General features: G+C 63.0%; 18 protein-coding genes. 8 read left to right on the top strand and 10 right to left on the bottom strand.

Annotated features, from left to right (window positions below; genetic code table 11):
* Window positions 1-159: 159 nt before the first annotated feature.
* Window positions 160-2,952, top strand: a complete 2,793-nt coding sequence (gene secA, locus NHH73_26345; protein USX26044.1) for a preprotein translocase subunit SecA — start codon at window positions 160-162, stop codon at window positions 2,950-2,952.
* 158 nt (window positions 2,953-3,110) lie between these two features.
* Here the strand turns inward: secA and NHH73_26340 are convergent, their stop codons facing one another.
* Genes NHH73_26340 through NHH73_26330 form a run of 3 tightly spaced genes read right to left on the bottom strand, consistent with a single transcriptional unit; the run spans window position 3,111 to window position 6,426 of the window.
* Window positions 3,111-4,757, bottom strand: coding sequence for an ATP-binding protein (locus NHH73_26340; GenBank protein ID USX26043.1), 1,647 nt, complete (start codon window positions 4,755-4,757; stop codon window positions 3,111-3,113).
* A 27-nt stretch (window positions 4,758-4,784) separates the two neighbouring features.
* A complete protein-coding gene (locus tag NHH73_26335) occupies window positions 4,785-5,198 on the bottom strand; it encodes a hypothetical protein (protein USX26042.1) in 414 nt (137 codons plus the stop codon).
* A 13-nt stretch (window positions 5,199-5,211) separates the two neighbouring features.
* Window positions 5,212-6,426, bottom strand: coding sequence for a porin (locus NHH73_26330; GenBank protein USX26041.1), 1,215 nt, complete (start codon window positions 6,424-6,426; stop codon window positions 5,212-5,214).
* A 380-nt stretch (window positions 6,427-6,806) separates the two neighbouring features.
* On the opposite strand from NHH73_26330, the gene argJ reads away from it, so the two are divergent.
* From argJ to NHH73_26300, 6 genes are all read left to right on the top strand, one after another.
* Window positions 6,807-8,042 carry a bifunctional glutamate N-acetyltransferase/amino-acid acetyltransferase ArgJ gene (argJ, locus tag NHH73_26325; GenBank protein USX26040.1) on the top strand — a complete coding sequence of 412 codons (1,236 nt, stop codon included), beginning with the start codon at window positions 6,807-6,809 and terminating at the stop codon, window positions 8,040-8,042.
* Between the two features lies 1 nt (window position 8,043).
* A complete protein-coding gene (locus tag NHH73_26320; protein USX26039.1) occupies window positions 8,044-8,931 on the top strand; it encodes an ATP-binding protein in 888 nt (295 codons plus the stop codon).
* 50 nt (window positions 8,932-8,981) lie between these two features.
* Complete coding sequence (locus NHH73_26315) at window positions 8,982-9,347, top strand: NUDIX domain-containing protein (GenBank protein USX29717.1); 366 nt, start codon at window positions 8,982-8,984, stop codon at window positions 9,345-9,347.
* 246 nt (window positions 9,348-9,593) lie between these two features.
* Window positions 9,594-10,130: a DUF3455 domain-containing protein gene (locus NHH73_26310; GenBank protein ID USX26038.1), complete on the top strand. Its 537-nt coding sequence runs from the start codon at window positions 9,594-9,596 to the stop codon at window positions 10,128-10,130.
* 104 nt (window positions 10,131-10,234) lie between these two features.
* The gene (locus NHH73_26305) at window positions 10,235-10,789 is read left to right on the top strand and encodes a sigma-70 family RNA polymerase sigma factor (GenBank protein ID USX26037.1); all 555 of its coding nucleotides are present in this window, start codon (window positions 10,235-10,237) and stop codon (window positions 10,787-10,789) included.
* Window positions 10,786-11,496, top strand: coding sequence for an anti-sigma factor (locus NHH73_26300; GenBank protein USX26036.1), 711 nt, complete (start codon window positions 10,786-10,788; stop codon window positions 11,494-11,496). Before NHH73_26305 ends, NHH73_26300 begins: the two co-directional genes overlap by 4 nt.
* Window positions 11,497-11,508: 12 nt before the next feature.
* Here NHH73_26300 and yacG read toward each other — a convergent pair whose 3' ends face one another.
* The 4 genes from yacG to NHH73_26280 all read right to left on the bottom strand — a co-directional run bounded on the left by yacG (window position 11,509) and on the right by NHH73_26280 (window position 14,050).
* A complete protein-coding gene (gene yacG / locus NHH73_26295; protein USX26035.1) occupies window positions 11,509-11,682 on the bottom strand; it encodes a DNA gyrase inhibitor YacG in 174 nt (57 codons plus the stop codon).
* A gap of 9 nt (window positions 11,683-11,691) precedes the next feature.
* Window positions 11,692-12,447 (bottom strand): cell division protein ZapD, encoded by a 756-nt coding sequence (gene zapD, locus NHH73_26290; GenBank protein ID USX26034.1) that lies wholly within the window; start codon window positions 12,445-12,447, stop codon window positions 11,692-11,694.
* A gap of 109 nt (window positions 12,448-12,556) precedes the next feature.
* Window positions 12,557-13,159, bottom strand: a complete 603-nt coding sequence (gene coaE / locus NHH73_26285; protein ID USX26033.1) for a dephospho-CoA kinase — start codon at window positions 13,157-13,159, stop codon at window positions 12,557-12,559.
* 15 nt (window positions 13,160-13,174) lie between these two features.
* Complete coding sequence (locus NHH73_26280; GenBank protein ID USX29716.1) at window positions 13,175-14,050, bottom strand: A24 family peptidase; 876 nt, start codon at window positions 14,048-14,050, stop codon at window positions 13,175-13,177.
* 228 nt (window positions 14,051-14,278) lie between these two features.
* Here NHH73_26280 and NHH73_26275 point away from each other — a divergent pair, with 228 nt between their 5' ends.
* Entirely contained in the window at window positions 14,279-15,094 is an 816-nt protein-coding gene (locus NHH73_26275; GenBank protein USX26032.1) for an ATP-binding protein, read from the top strand.
* Between the two features lie 13 nt (window positions 15,095-15,107).
* Here the strand turns inward: NHH73_26275 and NHH73_26270 are convergent, their stop codons facing one another.
* The 3 genes from NHH73_26270 to pilB are packed head-to-tail and all read right to left on the bottom strand — an operon-like array spanning window position 15,108 to window position 19,995.
* Window positions 15,108-16,955: a prolyl oligopeptidase family serine peptidase gene (locus NHH73_26270; protein ID USX26031.1), complete on the bottom strand. Its 1,848-nt coding sequence runs from the start codon at window positions 16,953-16,955 to the stop codon at window positions 15,108-15,110.
* A gap of 51 nt (window positions 16,956-17,006) precedes the next feature.
* Complete coding sequence (locus NHH73_26265; GenBank protein ID USX26030.1) at window positions 17,007-18,230, bottom strand: type II secretion system F family protein; 1,224 nt, start codon at window positions 18,228-18,230, stop codon at window positions 17,007-17,009.
* A gap of 25 nt (window positions 18,231-18,255) precedes the next feature.
* The gene (pilB, locus tag NHH73_26260; protein USX26029.1) at window positions 18,256-19,995 is read right to left on the bottom strand and encodes a type IV-A pilus assembly ATPase PilB; all 1,740 of its coding nucleotides are present in this window, start codon (window positions 19,993-19,995) and stop codon (window positions 18,256-18,258) included.
* Between the last annotated feature and the right edge of the window lie 136 nt (window positions 19,996-20,131).

Raw genomic sequence — 20,131 nt, 5'->3', positions numbered from 1 at the left:
CATTGTTTACGCTTGGGGTATTGTTATATAGGCCAATAACCCAACCTTGGCACGGGCGCATGATAAAATCACCGTCTTTTGCCATAGTCGAACTCCGTGCGGTAAGGCGTTTTTCACCTACAGAGCTTTTTTTAACGGCGTTTTTTCAAGAATTCAAGCATGTCATTACTGACCCAGATTTTCGGCAGCCGCAACCAGCGTCTGCTCAAGCAATACCAAAAAACGGTACGCGAGATCAATGCGCTCGAGCCGGCGATGGAAAAACTGTCGGATGCCGAGCTGCAAGCGAAGACGCCCGCCTTCAAGGCGCGCATCGCCAATGGCGAGGCGCTCGACGCGCTGTTGCCCGAGGCCTTCGCCGTCTGCCGCGAAGCGAGCAAGCGCGTCTTCAAGATGCGCCATTTCGACGTTCAATTGCTGGGCGGTATGGTTCTGCACTTCGGCAAGATCGCCGAAATGGGCACGGGCGAGGGTAAAACCCTGACCGCGACCCTGCCGGCCTATCTGAACGCGCTGTCGGGCAAGGGCGTGCACATCGTCACCGTCAACGACTATCTGGCCCAGCGCGACGCCGAGACCATGGGCAAGCTGTACGCCTGGCTCGGTTTGACGACCGGCATCAACCTGTCGCAGATGGAGCACGCCACCAAGCAGGCGGCCTACGCGTCGGACATCACCTACGGCACCAACAACGAATTCGGTTTCGACTACCTGCGCGACAACATGGTGTTCGAGGCCAGCGACCGCGTCCAGCGCGCGCTCAACTTCGGCATCGTCGATGAAGTCGACTCGATCCTGATCGACGAAGCCCGCACCCCGCTGATCATCTCCGGCCAGGCCGAGAACCACACGGATCTGTACCACAAGATCAACGAGCTGCCGCCGCTGCTGACGCAGCAGATCGGCGAAGAGACCTCGGACGGCAAGGGCAAGGTTGAAGTCCCGGGCGATTACGTCAAGGACGAAAAAGCCCACTCGGTGCTGCTGACCGAAGCCGGCCACGAAAAAGCCGAAGGCATCCTGACCAAGATGGGTCTGCTGCCGGAAGGCGCCTCGCTGTACGACTCCGCCAACATCACCTTGGTGCACCACCTGTACGCGGCGCTGCGCGCGCACGCGCTGTACTTCAAGGATCAGCACTACGTGGTGCAGAACAATGAAGTGGTCATCGTCGATGAATTCACCGGCCGCCTGATGACGGGTCGCCGCTGGTCCGACGGCCTGCACCAGGCGGTCGAGGCGAAAGAGGGCGTCAAGATCCAGAACGAGAACCAGACCCTGGCCTCGATCACCTTCCAGAACTACTTCCGCATGTACGCCAAGCTGGCCGGCATGACCGGTACCGCCGACACCGAAGCGTACGAGTTCCAGGAAATCTACGGCCTCGAAACCGTCGTGATCCCGCCGAACCGCCCTTCGCAGCGCAAGGACCGCCAGGACCAGGTGTACAAATCGGCGGCCGAGAAGTACAACGCCATGATGCTGGAAATCCGCGAGTGCTACGACCGCGGCCAACCGGTGCTGGTCGGTACCACCTCGATCGAAAACTCGGAGCTGTTGTCCGGCATCCTGACCAAGGGCGGCCTGCCGCACAACGTCCTGAACGCCAAGCAGCACGCCCGCGAAGCGGAAATCATCGCGCAGGCGGGTAGCCCGAAGGCGATCACCATCGCCACCAACATGGCCGGTCGCGGTACCGACATCGTCTTGGGTGGTAACGTCGAGAAGCAGATCCAGTTCATCGAAGCCAATCCGGACCTGAGCGACGCCGACAAGGCGGCGCAAGCGAAGGCGATGCGCGAAGGCTGGCAAGCCTTGCACGAGCAGGTGGTTGCCGCCGGTGGCCTGCATATCGTCGGCACCGAGCGTCACGAATCGCGCCGCGTCGACAACCAGCTGCGTGGCCGCGCAGCGCGCCAGGGTGACCCGGGCATGTCGCGCTTCTTCCTGTCGCTCGACGACCAGTTGCTGCGCATCTTCGCGGGCGACCGTGTACGCGCCGTGATGGACCGTCTGAAAATGCCGGAAGGCGAACCGATTGAAGCGGGCATCGTCTCGCGCTCGATCGAATCGGCGCAGCGCAAGGTCGAGGCGCGCAACTTCGACATCCGTAAGCAGCTGCTTGAGTACGACGACGTCGCCAACGATCAGCGTAAAGTGATCTACCAGCAGCGTAACGAGCTGCTGGAAACCACCGACATCTCGGAACTGATCGAATCGCTGCGCCACGGCGCCTTCACCGACCTGGTACGCGAATACGTGCCGGCCGAATCGGTCGAGGAGCAGTGGAACGTCAAGGGCCTGGAAGCGGCGCTGGCGGCCGAATGGCAGATCGACGTGCCGCTGACGGCGATGCTGGAGTCGGAGCAGAACCTGAACGACGAAGACATCCTGGAACGCGTGTTGGCCGCGGCCGATGCGGTGTACCAGGCCAAGATCGATATCGTCGGCAAGGAATCGTTCGGCGGCTTCGAGCGCAACGTCATGCTGCAAAGCGTCGACAGCCACTGGCGCGAGCACCTGGCGGCGCTGGACCACCTGCGCCAGGGTATCCACCTGCGCGGTTATGCGCAGAAGAATCCGAAGCAGGAATACAAGCGCGAAGCGTTTGAGCTGTTCGGCCAGATGCTCGAAATGATCAAGAATGAAGTGGTCAAGTTGATCATGACGGTACGGATCCAGTCGCGCGACGAGATCGACGCGGCCGAAGCGGCGATGCAGCAATCGCACGTGGAGAACGTCAGCTACCAGCACGCTGACTTCAACCCGAACGCGGCGCCGGAGGAGTTGCTGGCGCCACAGGCGCCGACCAACTTCGGCGGCTTGCCGCCGGAGCTGCAAGGCCTGAGCGGCGAGCAGCTGATGGAGCTGGGCTTGAAGGTCGGACGCAACGATCCTTGCCCATGCGGCAGCGGCAAGAAGTACAAGGCTTGCCACGGCAAGCTGGCGTAAAATAAAAACCGGAGCCAGCTCCGGTTTTTTTATGCCCATGGAGACTGGCGCATGAATAACGCGGAGACACGTAGGGCGGATTAGCGCAGCGTAATCCGCCATATCCGAGCCGCCGGCGGCGCATGCATGGCGGATTACGGCGTTCCGCCTAATCTGCCCTACGTGTTTGAGATTTGTTTTTGCGGCGCGGAACGCGGTAACAGCATTCGCACCGACGTTCCCGCACCCGGCGCCGACGATACCGTAATGCGCCCGCCCAGCACCGCGTTGACGATGTTGTACACGATGTGCATGCCCAGCCCCGTGCCGCCCTGTCCCATGCGCGTGGTGAAGAAGGGATCGAACACCCGCCGCAACACCTCGTCCGTCATGCCGACGCCGTCGTCGCCGAACGTCAGCGCCACCATGCCGTCGGCCGCCGCTTCCGCGTGCACGGTAATGGTCCCGCCCTGGCCGGCCTCGAACGCGTGATTGAGCGCGTTATTCATCAAGTTATTGAGCACCTGATACAGCCCGCCCGGATAGGAGTCGAAGCGCAATCCCTCGTGGACTTCCAGCACCACCTCGCAGCCGGCCCGGCGCAAACGTGGCGTATAGGTGGCGATGGTGTCGCGCACCGCTTCCTGCAGATCGAACTCGCGCCGCTGGTCGTTGGTCTGGTCGACGGCGATCTGCTTGAACGATGAAATCAGCTCCGCCGCCTTGTGCAGCGAGTTAGATATCAGCTCGCTGGCCATGCGCACCTCCTCCAGGTGCACGATCAATTCCGAGCGGCGCAGCGCGCCGGCGGCGACATGGCTTTCGAAATCCTCGACGCGGTCGCGCAGCGAGGTCGAGGCCAGCAGGCTGTTGCCGATCGGCGTATTGAGTTCGTGCGCGATGCCCGCCACCAGCGATCCGAGCGAGGCCATTTTTTCCGACGCCAGCAGCTCGACCTGCGTGCGCTGCAAAGTGGCCAGGGCGGCGCTCAAGTCGGCGTTGGCGCGTTCCAGCGCGGCCGAGCGCTCGGTCACGCGGCTTTCCAGCGAGATGTTGAGGTCTTTCAGATCGCGCTTGGCCTCGGACAGGCGCAGCTCCGAGTGCTCCAGCTGCGCGATGCGTTCGCGCAGCGCCGCGCTCATGGTGTTGAGCGCGCGCGCGAAGGCGGCGATTTCGTCGTCGCCGTCGACCGCCAGCGCCTTGCTGTAGTCGCCCAGTTCCATCTGCGCGGATTGCCCCATCAAGGCGTGCAGCCTGCGCCCGATGCCGTGGGTGAAGGCGTAGAACAGCAGCAGCCCGAAGGCCAGGCCGGCCAGCGAGATCACGCCGCCCTGCAGCATGACCTTGTCGCGCGCGTGCTTCAGGTCTTCCGTGGCAAGGCCGAAGTTGATGCTGCCGATGCGATTATCCCGTAGCAGCAAGGGCGAACGCGCATGGAGCGTCGTGTCGCTGATGATGGTGTGGACACCCTTGAAACTGGTGCCGCCACCTTGTTTGAGGATCGCCGGCAGCGGCTCGTCGAGCTTGCCCACTTCGATGATCGGTTGTTCGTTTTCGTCCAGTATCAGCAGATAGCGCAGCAGGCTGTCGTCCGGGTCGGCCAGCATTTCGGCCAGATAGCCGTTCAGCTCCGGCAGGCGGCCGCGCGTGGCATAAGGACTGAGGGAGAGATTGAGCGTGACCGCGTATTCCTGCGCGACCCGCTCGGCGTTGGTGCCTACCGCATGGTTCATCAGGCGGATGCTATTCCATATCAGCAGGCCGACCACCAGCGCCTGGATCACGGCACTGAGCAAAAGGAATTTGGCGCGCAGCGATAGGCTCACAGTGGTCGGCTCACAACGAATGAAGGTTTAAGGCAGCGTCAGAATCACCTTGACGGTATCGTCCACCGCGGACTTGTCAATATACCCGATCGCCTTGGGATCGGCGGCAACCGCCTTCTTTACTTCGGCGTTGCCGTTGTATTCCTTCGGCGGCGAGCCCTTGCCGGTGAACACCAGCTTGGACCACAGCGCCTTGACCTGCGCGGCGTCCTTGTCGGCGACCTTGCGATAGAAGTCGGCGCGGATCGCCGAACCCTCGGCCTGGTCGACAGGCGTGAACAGCGTCGATTTACCGAGGAAGAATTGCGACGCCTGTTCCGAGAACATGCGGGTGGCCGGGTTTTTCTGGCTGACGATGACGACGGTTTCCGCCGACGCCGACAGCGCGAAGCAGGCCATGGTCACGGCGGACAGTGCGAGCGAGATAACGATTTTTTTCATGTGCGCTCTCCAATCAGAATACGAAGTCGAGCGAGGCGCCGACGACGGTGACGCTATTGCGGTAGCCGGCGGCCGGCGCGAAGATCAGCATGCCCGATTTGGTCTTGGGCTTGACGCGGTCCACTTGCACCTTGAGCGCCAGCGATTTGGCGAAGTCCCAGCGCACACCGACCAGGTCGGAGCTCTGTTCGGCCGACGTCAAGGTGCTGCGCACGGTCGACGACAGCACGCCCGCGCGCGGGAAGTTGGCCGGCAGGTTCACCGAGGTGCCGGCGTCCTTGGTGGCCGCGTGCGAGTAGTACGGCAGGAATTTGCCGAAGCGGTAGCCGGTCATGAAGTACCAGGCGTTGGTGTCCGGGATGTAGACCGGGTCCTTGGCGCGGCGCTGCGCGTACTCGGTCTGCACCAGGATGTTATTCCAGTCCATGGTCGTGCCGAGCGACGTGAAGGCGATCTTCTTGCCGTCGGTCAGATTGATGTCGCTGGCGAGTTGCGCGAAGCCGAGCTGGCGCAGGGTCGCGCCCAGGCTGTTGATTGGCGCCAGATCCTTGATCTTCAAGTCGGCGCGGGCATGGCCGATGCGCACCGTGAACGGACCGTATTCGCCACCCAGGCTGATACCTGCTGCGGGCGCGCGGTAGTTGGCCACCGAGCCGGCGCCGGTCGGCACGAACAGCTTGCCGCGGCTGCGGCCGACGAAGGCCTGGCCGGTGAAATTGAAGTCGCCGAAGGCGCGCTGGTAGTTGATGTCGGCGCCGTCGGCGTTTTCCATCGGTTCCTGGCCGTACATCTCGATCGGTGGACGCATCATGGTGTTGGCGTAGCCGACGTTCTGGTAGTCCGAGATCAGGAAGATCGGCATGACGATGCGGCCCACGCGCACGCTCACTTCATCGTTCACGCGCGCCTTCAGGAAGCCCCAGGTCAGGTCGGTGGAGTAGCTGTCGCTGGTGGTCTTGCGGGTCAGCACCTGCACAGTGCCGGACAGCCAGTCGTTCATTTTGTAGGTCGCTTGCAGACCCAGGTTGGTATCGAGGCCGATGCGGGCCTTGTCGCCGACGCCTTCGGCCTGGTTATAGCGGGCGAATTGCGCGTCGTCGGTGTTGCTCTTGGCGACGCCCAAGGTGCCGAAGCCGCTGATGGTCAGGTTGCCGTCGTCCAGCACGCCCGCGCTGGCGGTGGCGGCGAGGGCGGACAATACTGCCGCTACTAAAAGTTGCTTTTTCATTTGATCAAAATCCTTGGTCGTGTTCGATTTTTAGTTAGCCTGATGTATGACAATGCGGGGGTGGGGCATTCGTTGCTCACGTTAAACTAATTTCTTAAATGCATGAAAGCTAAAGTAACAAAATGTACGACCGTGCTAAAAAGTTGTGGTTTTTGCGCAAAAACTCCCATGGATTCATGGGCTTGTGTTGCAACGTTAAGATACTTTTTACGCATATTTATCAATTTCGCCAGTGATCCGACAACTTTGAGGGTGTGTGACCAATAGTTACTCACGCGCCTGGCGCCGGGTTCTGTTGGTACTGGCGCGAAGGCATGCGCCGTTTTGCCTGTCAGGTATTACAATAGCGGCTCCCACTTTCCACCCACGAGATCACTTATATGGCCGTCAATTCCCCTCTGCCCCTTGCCTCCGCACTCAAGCCTGTCGCCGGTGTCGAAATCGGTTTCGCCGAAGCCGGCATCAAGAAGCCGAACCGCAAGGACGTGCTGGTGTTGAAGGTCGCGCCGACGGCCACCGTGGCGGGCGTGTTCACGCTGAACCGCTTCTGCGCCGCGCCGGTGCAGATCGCCAAGGCCCACCTGGCCGCCGCCAAGGAAAGCGGCAAGCCGATCGCCGCGCTGCTGATCAACACCGGCAACGCCAACGCCGGCACCGGCGAACTGGGTCTGTCGCTGGCCAACGAAACCTGCGCCGCGCTGGCCGCGCAACTGGGCTGCGAACCGTCGCAGATCCTGCCGTTTTCCACCGGCGTGATCCTCGAGCCGCTGCCGGCCGCCAAAGTGATCGCCGGCCTGCCGCAGGCGATCGCCGGCCTGAAGGCCGACAACTGGTACAACGCGGCCGAAGCCATCATGACCACCGACACCCAGCCCAAGGCCGGCTCGCGCACCGTCACCATCGGCGGCCACACGGTCACCATGAGCGGCATCAGCAAGGGCGCCGGCATGATCAAGCCGAACATGGCCACCATGCTGGGCTACCTGGCGCTGGACGCCAAGGTCGCGCAGCCGGTGCTCGACGTGCTGGTCAAGCAGGTCGCCGACCAGAGCTTCAACTGCATCACCATCGACGGCGACACCTCCACCAACGACTCCTTCATGCTGATCGCCACCGGCGCCGGCACCCTGGAAGTAAACTCGGTCGACTCGCCGGCATACGCCGAACTGGCCGCCGCCGTCACCGAGCTGTCGCTGTTCCTGGCGCAGGCCATCGTGCGCGACGGCGAAGGCGCCACCAAATTCATCACCATCACGGTTGAAGAAGGCGAAAGCGTCGAGGAGTGCCGCAAGATCGCCTACTCGATCGGCCACTCGCCGCTGGTCAAGACCGCGTTCTTCGCCTCCGACCCTAACCTGGGCCGCATCCTGGCCGCCATCGGCTACGCCGGCGTGGATCTGGACGTCGCCAAACTGAATCTGTATCTGGACGATGTCTGGGTCGCCAAGAACGGCGGCCGCAATCCGGACTACAAGGAAGAAGACGGCCAGCGCGTGATGAAGCAAAGCGAAATCACGGTGCGCGTCAAGCTGGCGCGCGGCGCGGCGGCGGCCACCGTCTACACCTGCGACCTGTCGCACGACTACGTGAGCATCAACGCCGACTACCGCTCCTGAGATGGCGACGCCCCTCGAACAATTCCTGGTGCGCGCCGAGGCTCTGCTGGCGCGCGTGGAGGCGGTGCTGCCGCAGGCGCCGCGTGAACCCGACTGGAAGCTGGGCTTCGCCTTCCGCTGGCGCAAGCGCAGCGGCGGCGGCGCCAGCTACCTGCAGGCGGTGGCGCACGTGTCGCCGATCGCGCTGGACGACTTGCAGCATATCGGCCCGCAGAAAGAGCAGATCGAGCAGAACACGCGCCAGTTCGTGCAAGGCAGGCCGGCCAACAACGTGCTCCTGACGGGCGCGCGCGGCACCGGCAAATCGTCGTTGATCAAGGCGTGCCTGAACCAGTTCGGCAAGGACGGCCTGCGGCTGATCGAAGTGGACAAGGCCGATCTGGCCGAGCTGCCGGACATCGTCGACATTGTCGCCGGACGGCCGGAGCGCTTCATCATCTTCTGCGACGACCTGTCGTTCGAAGAGGGCGAGAGCGGCTACAAGGCGCTGAAGGTGGCACTCGACGGCAGCATCTCGGCGCAGTCGGACAATGTGCTGATCTACGCCACCTCCAACCGCCGCCACCTGATGCCGGAGCGGATGTCGGACAACACCAGCTACAAGCATGACGAGGATGGCGACCTGCATCCCGGCGAAACGGTGGAGGAGAAGATCTCGCTGTCGGAGCGCTTCGGTCTGTGGCTGTCGTTCTACCCGTTCAAGCAGGATGACTACCTGGCCATCGTTGGCCACTGGTTGTCGTCGCTGGGCTGCACCGAGGCGCAGATCGAGGCGGCGCGCGGCGACGCCCTGCGCTGGGCCTTGCAGCGCGGATCGCGTTCGGGCCGGGTGGCGTGGCAGTTCGCCAAGGATTACGCCGGCAAGCTGCCGCAGGACGGGCAGGCATGAGTGGCGGCGAAGCGAAGATCAAACCGGTCGATGTCGCCGTCGGCATCCTGATGAAGCCGAATGGTGACGTGCTGCTGGGTCAGCGTCCGGCCGGCAAGCCGTACGACGGCTACTGGGAATTCCCCGGCGGCAAAGTCGATCCGGGCGAAACGATACTGGAGGCGCTCAAGCGCGAGTTCGTCGAAGAGCTGGGTCTCACGATCAACAGCGCCGACGAATGGTGCGGCGTCGAATACGTGTACCCGCACGCGCACGTGCGACTGCATTTCTACATCAGCCGCGATTGGGAAGGCGAGCCGCAAAGCCTGGAAGGGCAGGCGTTCGCGTGGCAGGGTACGGTGGGTGTCGAACCGCTGCTGCCGGCGACGATCCCGCTGCTCGAATGGCTCGACGTCGTCCGCGCCGAGCAAACTTAACTTCCGTACACTCCGGGGTCAGGTCCACCAATTCTACACGTCCTCGTCCGTGGGGACGACAAACCCTCCGCCGGGAACGATTTGTGAATGCAACGGTTAAGCCCGTGTAGAATTGGTGGACCTGACCCCGGATTTGCTGCTGCAAAATATATTTGCATCCGGCTGCATCCAAACTCTGCGCTCGCGTGTAGTACTGACATCAACGGGACAATCCCGCTGGTTCTCACTACTACTCAGGAGCCTGATATGCAAATCCAACAATCCGCCGCCATCCTCGCCGCCGCCGTCCTGCTGTCCGCTTGCGCCAGCGCCCCGACCTTCGACCAACAGGCTTTGCCGGCCGCCGTACAGGTGCCAGCAGGTAATAAGGTTGCCATGGAAACGGTGGGCGCCGGCGATATCACCTACGAATGCAAGGCCAAGAAGGACGCCGCCGGCCAGTTCGAATGGACCTTCGTCGGCCCCGACGCCGTCCTGAACGACCGCAGCGGCATGAGCGTCGGCAAATACTTCGGCCCGCCGGCCACGTGGCAGAACAACGATGGCTCCAAGGTCACCGCCACCCAGGTCGCGGTCGCTCCGGCCGGCGCCGGCAATATTCCATCGCAACTGGTCAAGGCCAACCCGGCCATGGGCAGCGGCGCCATGACCGGCGTCACCTACATCCAGCGCGTCGCCACCAAGGGCGGCGTGGCGCCGGCCAGCGCTTGCGCCGCCGCCAACCTGGGCGCCAAGGAAACCGTGAAGTACCAGGCCGACTACATCTTCTGGAAAGCCGCGTAATTCCGTTGCGGAGCCGGCGGTTGGGCGGATGTGATCGGCTATAATCGGCCGACACTCAGCAGAACACCGCCGGGCCGCGCCCACCCTTTTTTTCCCGATTGCTGATGCCGAACGCCCCGGACGGTTTTGACTACGACGCCGCGCTGCACGCCTGTGCCAAAGGCGACCAGCGTGCCTTGCAGCGCCTGTATGAACAGGACGGCCGCCATTTGTTGGGCGTGGCGCTGCGCATCGTGCGCCGCCGCGACGTGGCCGAGGACGTGCTGCACGACGCCTTCGTCAGCATCTGGCAGAAAGCCGCCAGCTTCGATCCGCAACGCGGCGCGGCGCGGGGCTGGATTTTTACCGTCGTGCGGCATCAGGCGCTCAACACGCTGCGTTCGCGCGAGCGGGAAGTGTATGTCGAGGCCGACACGCTCGACGCCTTGCAGGAAGACCGGACCGACACCGTGGCCGAACAATTTGAACTGCAAGCCAGCATGGGCCGCTTGAACGATTGCCTGAGCCATCTGGATAGCGCCAAGCGCAACAGCATCGTCTGCGCCTATGTCGACGGCTGCAGCCACAGCGAAATCGCGACGCGGCTGAACGCGCCGCTGGGCACGGTCAAGGCCTGGCTCAAGCGCGGCCTGGCCGCATTGCGGGAGTGCATGGGATGAACGAATCACTGGAGGAATTGCAGCAGCTGGCCGGCGAGTACGTGCTGGGCACCTTGCCGCTGGCGGCGCGCCTGCAAGTGGAGCGCCGCATGCAGGACGAGCCGCTGCTGCGCGCCGAAGTCGATGCATGGGAGCGCCGCCTGCTGCCGCTGACGGCGCTGGCCGAGCCGGTCGAACCGTCGCCGAAACTGTGGCCGCGCATCGTCGGCAATCTGCGTCCGCAAGCGGTGACCGATGCCGGCGGCTGGCGCCGCTGGTGGGACGATCTGCGGCTGTGGCGCTCGCTTGCGGGCCTGGCGATGGTCGCGACCTTCGTGTTGGCCAGCATCGTGCTGGTGCGTCCGGACCCGGCGCAGCCCGCCTATATGGTGGTGCTCGTGTCGCCGCAGGAACGCAACGCCGGCTATGTGGTGCAGGCCAGTCTGAACAATCAACTGACCTTGACGCCGCTCGAAGGCACGCCCGTGCCGAGCCAGAAATCGCTGCAGTTCTGGACCAAGGGAAAAAACTGGGGCAAGCCGGAGTCGTTGGGATTGGTGACGCCGAACCAGCCGCTGAAGGTAGCGCTGGGCAAGCTGCCGCAGGTCGAAGCCGGACAGCTGTTTGAAATCACCCTGGAGCCGGAAGCCGGTTCGCCGACCGGCCGTCCAACCGGTCCGATCCTGTACATCGGTAGGGCCGTGAAAGTGAAATCGACCGCGATGTAAGGCCGCGGCGGACTATTCTTCTTCCAACGGATCTTTGGGCGGCGCGGCGGGGATGGCGTACTTTTCCTCGGCCCAGGCGCCGAGATCGATCTGTTTGCAGCGTTCCGAACAGAACGGGCGATACTTATTCTCTTCCTTCCACTCCACTTTGGCGGAGCAGGTAGGGCAGTCAACTACGGTGGCCATGATAATTCTTCAGAAGTTACAGAGTGTGAGCTCGAATGGTACATCATCTTCCAGCGCCTTGGGTTTCAGGTCGCCGCCCTGGGTGGTAAAGCGCACCCACAGCATGTACTTGTTGGCCGAGATCTCGGGGATCGCGCCCATCGATTCGTCCAGCGTCAAACGCAGCATCTGATAGACCTTGCCCTGCAACATTTGCTGATAACTGCCGGCGACGGCGATCATCTTGACCGGGCCGCCGGAGTCGCGCAGCAGGCGCAGCACCAGCGCCAGCGCATCGAACAACGGCGCCAGCGGCGCGAACCAGGTGGCGATGTCGTTGAAGCGCTGCTCGGCCGGGCGCTTTTGCCAGGCGTAATACGACGGCAGATCGAATTCGCAGGCGCCGCCGGGAATGATGGTGCGGCCACGGATGCTCATCAGCCACTCGTTGTCGCGCACGTTCTGACCGGTCTTGCCCTGGGCCGCGACCAGCGCGCTGCTCACACCGTCGAGCTCGGCAAGGATGGCGTCCAGGGTTTCGGTCTGGACATTCGGATTCATGCGGTAGCCCAGCAGGCTTTGACGCTGGCGTTCCAGCTCTTGCAGCAGGTCGGATTTCAGGTCGGCGCGGCCGGCCACTTCCAGCATATCGAAGATCGTCGACAGCGCGACGTGATGCTGCATCGGATGTTCCTGATGCACAAAGAATTTGAATTTCTCGTACAGATCCTCTAATCGCAACAACGTGCGGATGCGCTCGTTGAAAGGATATTCGTAGACAATCAAAATAACATCCCTCTATTGGTGGACCTGCGGTGAATTCACGTGATTCTGAAGCAAGCCAAGCAAAAATACAAACGTTGCAGAGGTATTGTTACCGTTCTTTTTGAAAATGCTAGCGAATTTTCATGTAGAGAGCGTGTAAACGGTCGATTTGTGGCCCCAAAGCGGCGATTCCGTCGTTGTTCTCGATAATGTCGTCGGCGGCGGCCAACCGTTGCGCGCGGCTCGCCTGGGCCGCCATGATGGCCAGTACCTGCGGTTCCGGCAAATTGTTACGCGCCATTACGCGAGCAATTTGCACTTCCTCGCGGCAGTCGATCACCAGCACGCGCGCCACGCGGGACCGCCACGTACCGGACTCGACCAGCAGCGGCACCGCGTAGATGACGTAGCTGCCGGTCGCGGCCGCGCCGGCCGCCAGCGCGCCGTCGCGGATGCGGGGATGGAGGATGGCTTCCAGGCGCGCCTTGGCGCCGGCGTCGGCAAACACCAGCTGGCGCATGCGGGCGCGGTCGAGCGCGCCGGTCGCGTCGGCGAACTCCGGGCCGAATTCGGCGACGATGGCGGGCATGGCCGGGCCGCCGGGCGCCGTCAGGCTGTGGGCGATGAGGTCGGTGTCGACGATGCTGGCGCCGCGCTCGGCGAACATATTGGCCACCGTGGTCTTGCCGCTGCCGATGCCGCCGGTCAGGCCGATGGAGAAAGGGGCGCTCATGCTGTGGCTTTGCTCTTAATAGTAAGGATAGACGACGCGGGTGAAGGCGGTCAGCGGTTCCCGGTACAGGAAGGTGATCAGGCCCGCGGCCGCCAGATACGGGCCGAACGGAATCTGATAGTCGAAGCCGCGCCGGTTCGCCACCATCAGCACGATGCCGGTCACAGCGCCGACCAGCGAGGCCATCAGCACGATGGCGGGCAAGGTCGCCCAGCCCATCCACGCGCCCAGCGCGGCCAGCAGCTTGAAGTCGCCGTAGCCCATGCCTTCGCGGTGACGCACCAGTTTATACACCCAATAAATCGTCCACAGCGCCAGATAGCCGGCCGCCGCGCCGACCACCGCATCGTGCAGCGACACGTAGGTGCCGTTGATGTTGATCAGCAGGCCGGCCCAGATCAGCGGATAAGTCAGGTCGTCCGGCAGCAGCTGGGTGTCGGCGTCGATGAAGGTCAGCGCGACCAGGAAATACAGGAAGCACAGGCCGCCGAGGCCCTGCCAGCCGGTGCCGAGCTTCCACACCACCAGCGCCGACAGTACGCCGGTCAGCAGCTCGATGGCCGGGTAGCGCGGCGAGATCGGCGCCTTGCAGTTGCTGCATTTGCCACGCAGGACCAGATAGCTGACGACCGGGATGTTTTCCAGCGCGGTGATCTGGTGGTGGCAATGCGGGCAGGCCGAGCGCGGCACCATCAGGTTGTAGCGTTCGGTGTGGACTTCCGGCTTGCCGGCTTCGACGGCGCAATAGTTGTCCGACTCGTTCTGCATCATCCTCGGCAGGCGGTGGATGACGACGTTGAGGAAGCTGCCGATCAGCAGGCCGAACAGGCCTGCGATCAGGCTGATGGCCAGGTCGGCGGCGGGGGCGAACAGCAGCGGCGATTGCGGCATCGTGTCGAGCATACGGGGTCAGCGGCCCTGGGCGGGCGGGTAGGTGGTCACAGGCCCATATTAAAGCATCACGGCAACATCGCGGGGCGTTTTTCTGGGCGTGCGGCCCCGGACGGTCCGCGCGGCGCCTCCCTCGTTGGGGATATGGGAAGGATATTGAAATGATGGCAATGTGCGGGGGCCGCATATCGAAATTAATATTACAACCTACGCCGCACGGAGCCGTTCTTGCTGTTGTTCCTACAGACACCTTTATTTGTGATGCTTGGACTGATCCTTGAATGCTTGCTGCTGGGCGTTTTATTCCGGATTTGCCTGCGCAACTTCGGGCGCCGCTACGAGTCCCGCCTCAAGCAACTGGAGGAGCGCGAGCGTGCAGCCTTCGCTCTGCACGACACGCTGCTGCAAAACATGCAAGGCGTCCTGCTGCGAGTGCAGAGCGTCGGCCAGCGGCTACCCGATGGCAGCGCCGAGCGCGACACCATTGAAGCGATACTCGACCAGGCCGACGAAGTGCTGGCCGACGGCCGCCATCAGGTATTGACCCTGCGCACGCCGCTGATCTACGGGGACAATGTGAGCCAGGCGTTCGCGCAGGTCGGGCATTCGCTGCGGGATAGTTTCAAGACGCCCTTTCGGATGATCGTCACCGGCCGGGCGCTGCCGCTCGATGGCGAATTCGGCGAGGAGATTTTCCGGATCGGGCGCGAGGCGCTGTTCAATGCGTTTCAACACGCGCAGGCAGGTCACATCGAGCTGGAGCTGGCGTATGGCTGCGAGTACTTTTCGCTGTTCGTGCGCGATGACGGCAAGGGCATCGATGCGGCGCCGGTGCCTGACGCGGGCTATCGCGGCCTGGCTGGCATGCGCAGTCGGGCCGAGCGCATGGGCGGGGGCGTTGAGGTGTTGAGCTTGCCCGAGCGCGGGACGGAAGTGATTCTCAAGGTGCCGGGCAAAGTTTGCTACGTGCCGCATGGCGCGCGCGGAGGGCGCTGGCGGCAAAGGCTGGCGGCCTGGCTGGGCCGCACCGAGTCGCGTGGGTGATCCGCGACTCCCGCTATTTGGCGCCGATCTGCCGGGCCAGGAAGCTTTCGATGTGCCGCCAAAGGTCGATGCGATTCTTCTGCGTCTTCCAATCGTCGACGGTCGAGGTGTATTCCAGCCATTCAGCTTGCGGATTGCCGCCCTTGAGCGTTTGATAGAACGCCAGTGCCTGTTTGTAGTCCACCGCTTCGTCGTCGGTACCGTATGCCAGCAGCAATGGCCGCTTGATATTCTTCAGTTTACCGTCGTCCGGATTGTTCTGGTATGTCGTCAGGCCCGACCAGCTGATCCCGCAAGCGAAGGTGTCCGCGTCCCTGAGCAGGCCCATCATGGCTGCATAGCCACCGTAGCCGGTGCCGGCGATGCACACCCGCGCCGGATCGGCGTGGCCGGCAGCCACGGCTCCTTTGACAGCATCAGCGATGTCGTCCTGCGCCGCGCGGCCGGCCTGGTTAATGCCCGCCCGCAAATGCGCGCGGCCAAAGCCGGCGACGCCGCGCGGCTGGGGCTGCAGCACCGCGTAACCGCGCGACGCGAGGAATTGCACCTCGGCGTTCCATTCCCAGCCGCCGCCGCGCCGGTCCGGCCTCGGGCCGACCAGCACCACCGTCGGCAGCTTCTTTTGGGCGGCGCCGTTCGGCAGGGTCAGAAACGCCGGGATCGGCATGCCGTCGCGTGCCTTGTAGCGTACCATCGAGGTGTGGGCCATTCGGTCGGCGGGGATATCCGGTGTGGTTTCGCCCAGCAGAATCTGTTGCTTGGTTTCGGTGTTGTAGAGGACGTAAGCGTGGTTCTCGACGTCTGAATAATTGTCGATCAACACATAAGGCGTCTCGCTGGCGCGGCCGCGCGAGATCCGGTTGACCATCCCGGGCAGCAGTTGGTCGATCTCTTTCTGAATTGCCTTCATCCGGTCGTCAAACCACACGGTGGTCTCGGACTCGGCGGTGAAGCGAAAGCCCAGCATTTTCTTGTCGCCGAGGATGAAGGTGCCGTCGGTGTCGAAGCCGGGAGCATTGATGAGTGGCTTGGGATCGATGGCATTCTTGGCCAAGTCGTAGCGATGGACGCTCTTTTCATCATTGCCGTTGCGCGCGCTGACAAATAGCTGATCGTCCACGTACAGCAGTGGATCGAAGCTGGATTCGGCGTCCTCGTCGCGGTTGTCGATCTCGCGCCAGTTGTCCTTGTCGATATAGAAGGTGACGACGCGTTTATTGCGCTTGGCGACGGCAATGCGGAGCGCGCCTCGCGTATCGAGCAACCAGCCGTAAGTGCCACTCGGCGCCGTCAGCGGGAAGACGCTGGCGTTGCCGGTGTTGAGGCGCGCCAATTTTTGCTCGCCGGTGGGGTAGTTAGCGAGGACCAACATGGATTCCCCATCGGCGGGAGGGAATCCATGGACGTAGGTGTCCGACTGGTAGCTGTGATCGACGATGTCGCTTTCCGAGAACGAGCGCTTGCGCACTATCGTCGGCGACAGGAAGGTACGGTGTTTGCCGTCGCGGTTGATCGCGTGCATGCCCGGCTTGCCGGCCTCGCCGTCGTGATCCACGTTGATCAGGGTGTAGGTCAGGCGTTCGTCGTTGAGCCAGGCGAAGGAATCGACATCGGCGTTGCGGAAGTTAACGATCGCGCGCGGCGAGGGCTCGGCGACATCGACCACCGCCAGCATCGTGCGGCCACTCGGCGATAGCTTGCGCAGGGCGACAAAGCGGCCGTTGGGCGATAGCGTGGCGCCCGTGGTGGCCGATTTTTTAAAGAACGTGGCAAGCGGGATGGGGGCGGCGTCGGCCGCGATCGCCACCTGCGGTAGGACGGCGCAGAGGATCAGCGCCAGCATGCGTCGAAAGGGGCTCATGAATGATGGTTGCAATATTTGAAATTCCAATCATAGCCTGAATTCGACGCCTTAAACCACCGACCCCAACTTGAATATCGGTAAATACATCGCCACCACCAGCCCGCCGATCAGCACGCCCAGGATCACCATGATCGCCGGCTCCATCAGACTCGACAGCGACGCCACCGCCTCGTCCACTTCCTCTTCATAGAAATCGGCGACCTTGCCCAGCATGGCGTCGAGCGAGCCCGATTCCTCGCCGATGGCGACCATCTGCGTGACCATGTTGGGAAACACCTCGACGTTCTGCATCGCCACCGTCAGGCTGGTGCCGGTGCTGACTTCGTTCTGGATCTTGCGCGTGGCGTCCAGGTACACCGCGTTGCCGGCGGCGCCGCCGACCGAGTCGAGCGATTCGACCAGCGGCACGCCGGCGGCGAACATCGTCGCCAAGGTGCGGGTCCAGCGGGCGATCGTGGCTTTGCGAATGACCTCGCCGAACACCGGCAGCTTGAGCAGCAGCTTGTCCATGAAGCGCTGCATTTGCAAGGAGCGCTGCCACGCGCGGAAGAACAGATACAGCCCCATGCCGATGGTGAAGAAGATCACGTGCCACCACGTCACGAAGAACTCCGACAGCGCCATGACGAACAAGGTCGGCGCCGGCAGGTTGGCGCCGAAGCTGGCGAACACCTCCTTGAACGCCGGCACCACCCAGATCATGATCACCGCCGTGACGACGAACGCGACCGCGAGGATGGACACCGGATACATCAGCGCCGACTTGATCTTGGCCTTCATGGCCAGCGTTTTTTCCTTGTAGATCGCCAGCCGCGTCAGCAGGTCCTCCAGAATGCCGGCCTGTTCGCCGGCGCCGACCAGGTTGCAGAACAGCGGGTCGAAGTACAGCGGGAATTTGCGGAAAGCCTGGTTCAGGCTGGTGCCGGTTTCGATGTCGGCGCGCAGGTCCATCACCAGCTTGGAGACGGACGGGTTGGCGTGGCCCTTGCCGACGATGTCGAACGATTGCAGCAGCGGCACGCCGGCCTTCATCATCGTCGCCAGCTGGCGCGTGAACAGCGAGATATCCTTGTCGGTGATGCGCTTGCCGCTGCGGTAGGCCTTCTTCTTGACCTTGGTGACCATGATGCCTTGCCGGCGCAAGGTGACGTTGACCACCGCTTCGCCGCCGGCGCGCATCTCCCCGCGCACGGTCTTGCCGGTCTTGTCCTTGCCTTCCCAGGCGAAGATCATTTCCTTGACCTGGTTGCCCGCGTTGCCCGAAGTCGCCATGATCGTTGTCCCCCTTGTTCACTGCTTATTCGTTGGTGCAGCCGAGCACTTCTTCCAGGCTGGTCAGGCCGTTCCTGACCTTCACCAGCCCCGACTGGCGCAACGACTTCACGCCTTCCTCCTCGGACTTGGCGGCGATTTCCATCGAGTTGCCGTGCGCGAGGATGATGCTTTCGATGGCCGGCGTGATCGGCATGATCTGGTAGATGCCGACCCGGCCCTTGTAGCCGCCGCCGTTGCAGCGCTCGCAGCCGACCGGGCCGTAGGGCTTCCAGCTGCCGTCCAGCTCGTGCGGCTTGAAGCCGGCCTTGAGCAGCAGGTCATGCGAGATGTCCACCGGCTGCTTGCAGTTGCACAGCCGCCGCGCCAGCCGCTGCGCCGTGATCAGTATCACCGACGAGGCGATGTTAAACGGCGCCACGCCCATGTTCATGAGGCGCGTCAAGGTCGATGGCGCATCGTTGGTGTGCAAGGTGGAAAAGACCATGTGCCCGGTCTGCGCGGCCTTGATGGCGATGTCGGCCGTCTCCAGGTCGCGGATCTCGCCGACCATGATGATGTCCGGATCCTGGCGCAGGAAGGACTTCAGCGCCACCGGGAACGTCAAGCCGGCCTTGTCGTTGACGTTGACCTGGTTCACACCAGGCAGGTTGATCTCGGCCGGGTCCTCGGCGGTGGAAATGTTGATGCCGGGCTTGTTGATGACGTTCAGGCAGGTGTACAGCGACACCGTCTTGCCCGAGCCGGTCGGGCCGGTCACCAGCACCATGCCGTACGGGCGCTGGATGGCGTCGAGCAGCAGTTCCTTCTGGTCCGGGTCGTAACCGAGCGCGTCGATGCCCATCTGCGCCTGCGTGGCGTCGAGGATACGCATGACGGTCTTCTCGCCGAACAGGGTGGGCAGGGTCGAGATGCGCAAGTCGACGGTCTTGGTTGGCGAAACGATCAGGCGCATGCGGCCGTCCTGCGGCACGCGCTTCTCCGAGATGTCGAGCTTGGCGAGCACCTTGATGCGCGAGACCAGCTTTTCCTTGATCGAGATCGGCGGCTGGGCGTGTTCCATCAGCACGCCGTCGACGCGGAAGCGCACCCGGTAGAATTTCTCGAACGGTTCGAAGTGCAAGTCCGACGCGCCCATGTTGACGGCGTCCATCAGCATCTTGTTGAGGAAGCGCACCACCGGCGCGTCCTCGACATCGTTGGTGGCCGACTCGGCCGCCGCCGTCACCGCCGCCGCCGCGCTTTCCTCCTCGGCGAACTGGATGTCCGCGTCGTCGCCGGCGAGGTCCGAGATGCTTTGTTCGCTGCTCTTGTTGAGCCGGGCCAACAACTGCAGCAGCGCGTCGTGCGCCACGATGACCGGCTCGACCGTGGACTCGGTCTGGAACTTGATCTGGTCGAGCGCTTGCAGATTGGTGGGATCGGAAATGGCCACCGACATCTTGTTGCCGCGCTTGGCCAGGGCGATGACGCGCTGGGCCTGCATCAGCTTGTTGTCGATGGCCTTGGCCGGCAACGCGTCGACGTTGAGCGTGGCCACATCGATCAGCGGGTAGGCGAACGTTTCGGAGCAAAAGGCGGCGAGGGCGCGGGCGTCGATGACGCCGCTCGAGAGCAGCACGTCGATGAAGGCCAGCTTGTCGAGCACGGCCTTTTTTTGCAATGCTTCGGCTTGCATGGCGGAGAGCCGTCCGGCTTGCAGCAATGCGCGCGCCAGTCCCGGCATCGGGGCGCCTGGCGCGGCGTTGGGGAGGACTGCTGCCATAGAAGCATCTATCTTGATAGGGGGCGGGCGGTCAAAGAATCATGCTCTTGAGCATTAATTTTGTAAAGCCTTGTCGTCTATTTGTCGCTGCCAAGAAACGATTGTACGCCCGGGTGTTGCGTTAGCCACATGGGCT

This window comes from Oxalobacteraceae bacterium OTU3CINTB1 (assembly GCA_024123955.1).
In the GTDB taxonomy this organism is placed as follows: Bacteria; Pseudomonadota; Gammaproteobacteria; order Burkholderiales; family Burkholderiaceae_D; genus Rugamonas.
The sequence above is the reverse complement of the archived record's forward strand: the minus strand, read 5'-3'. Positions and strand labels throughout refer to the sequence as shown.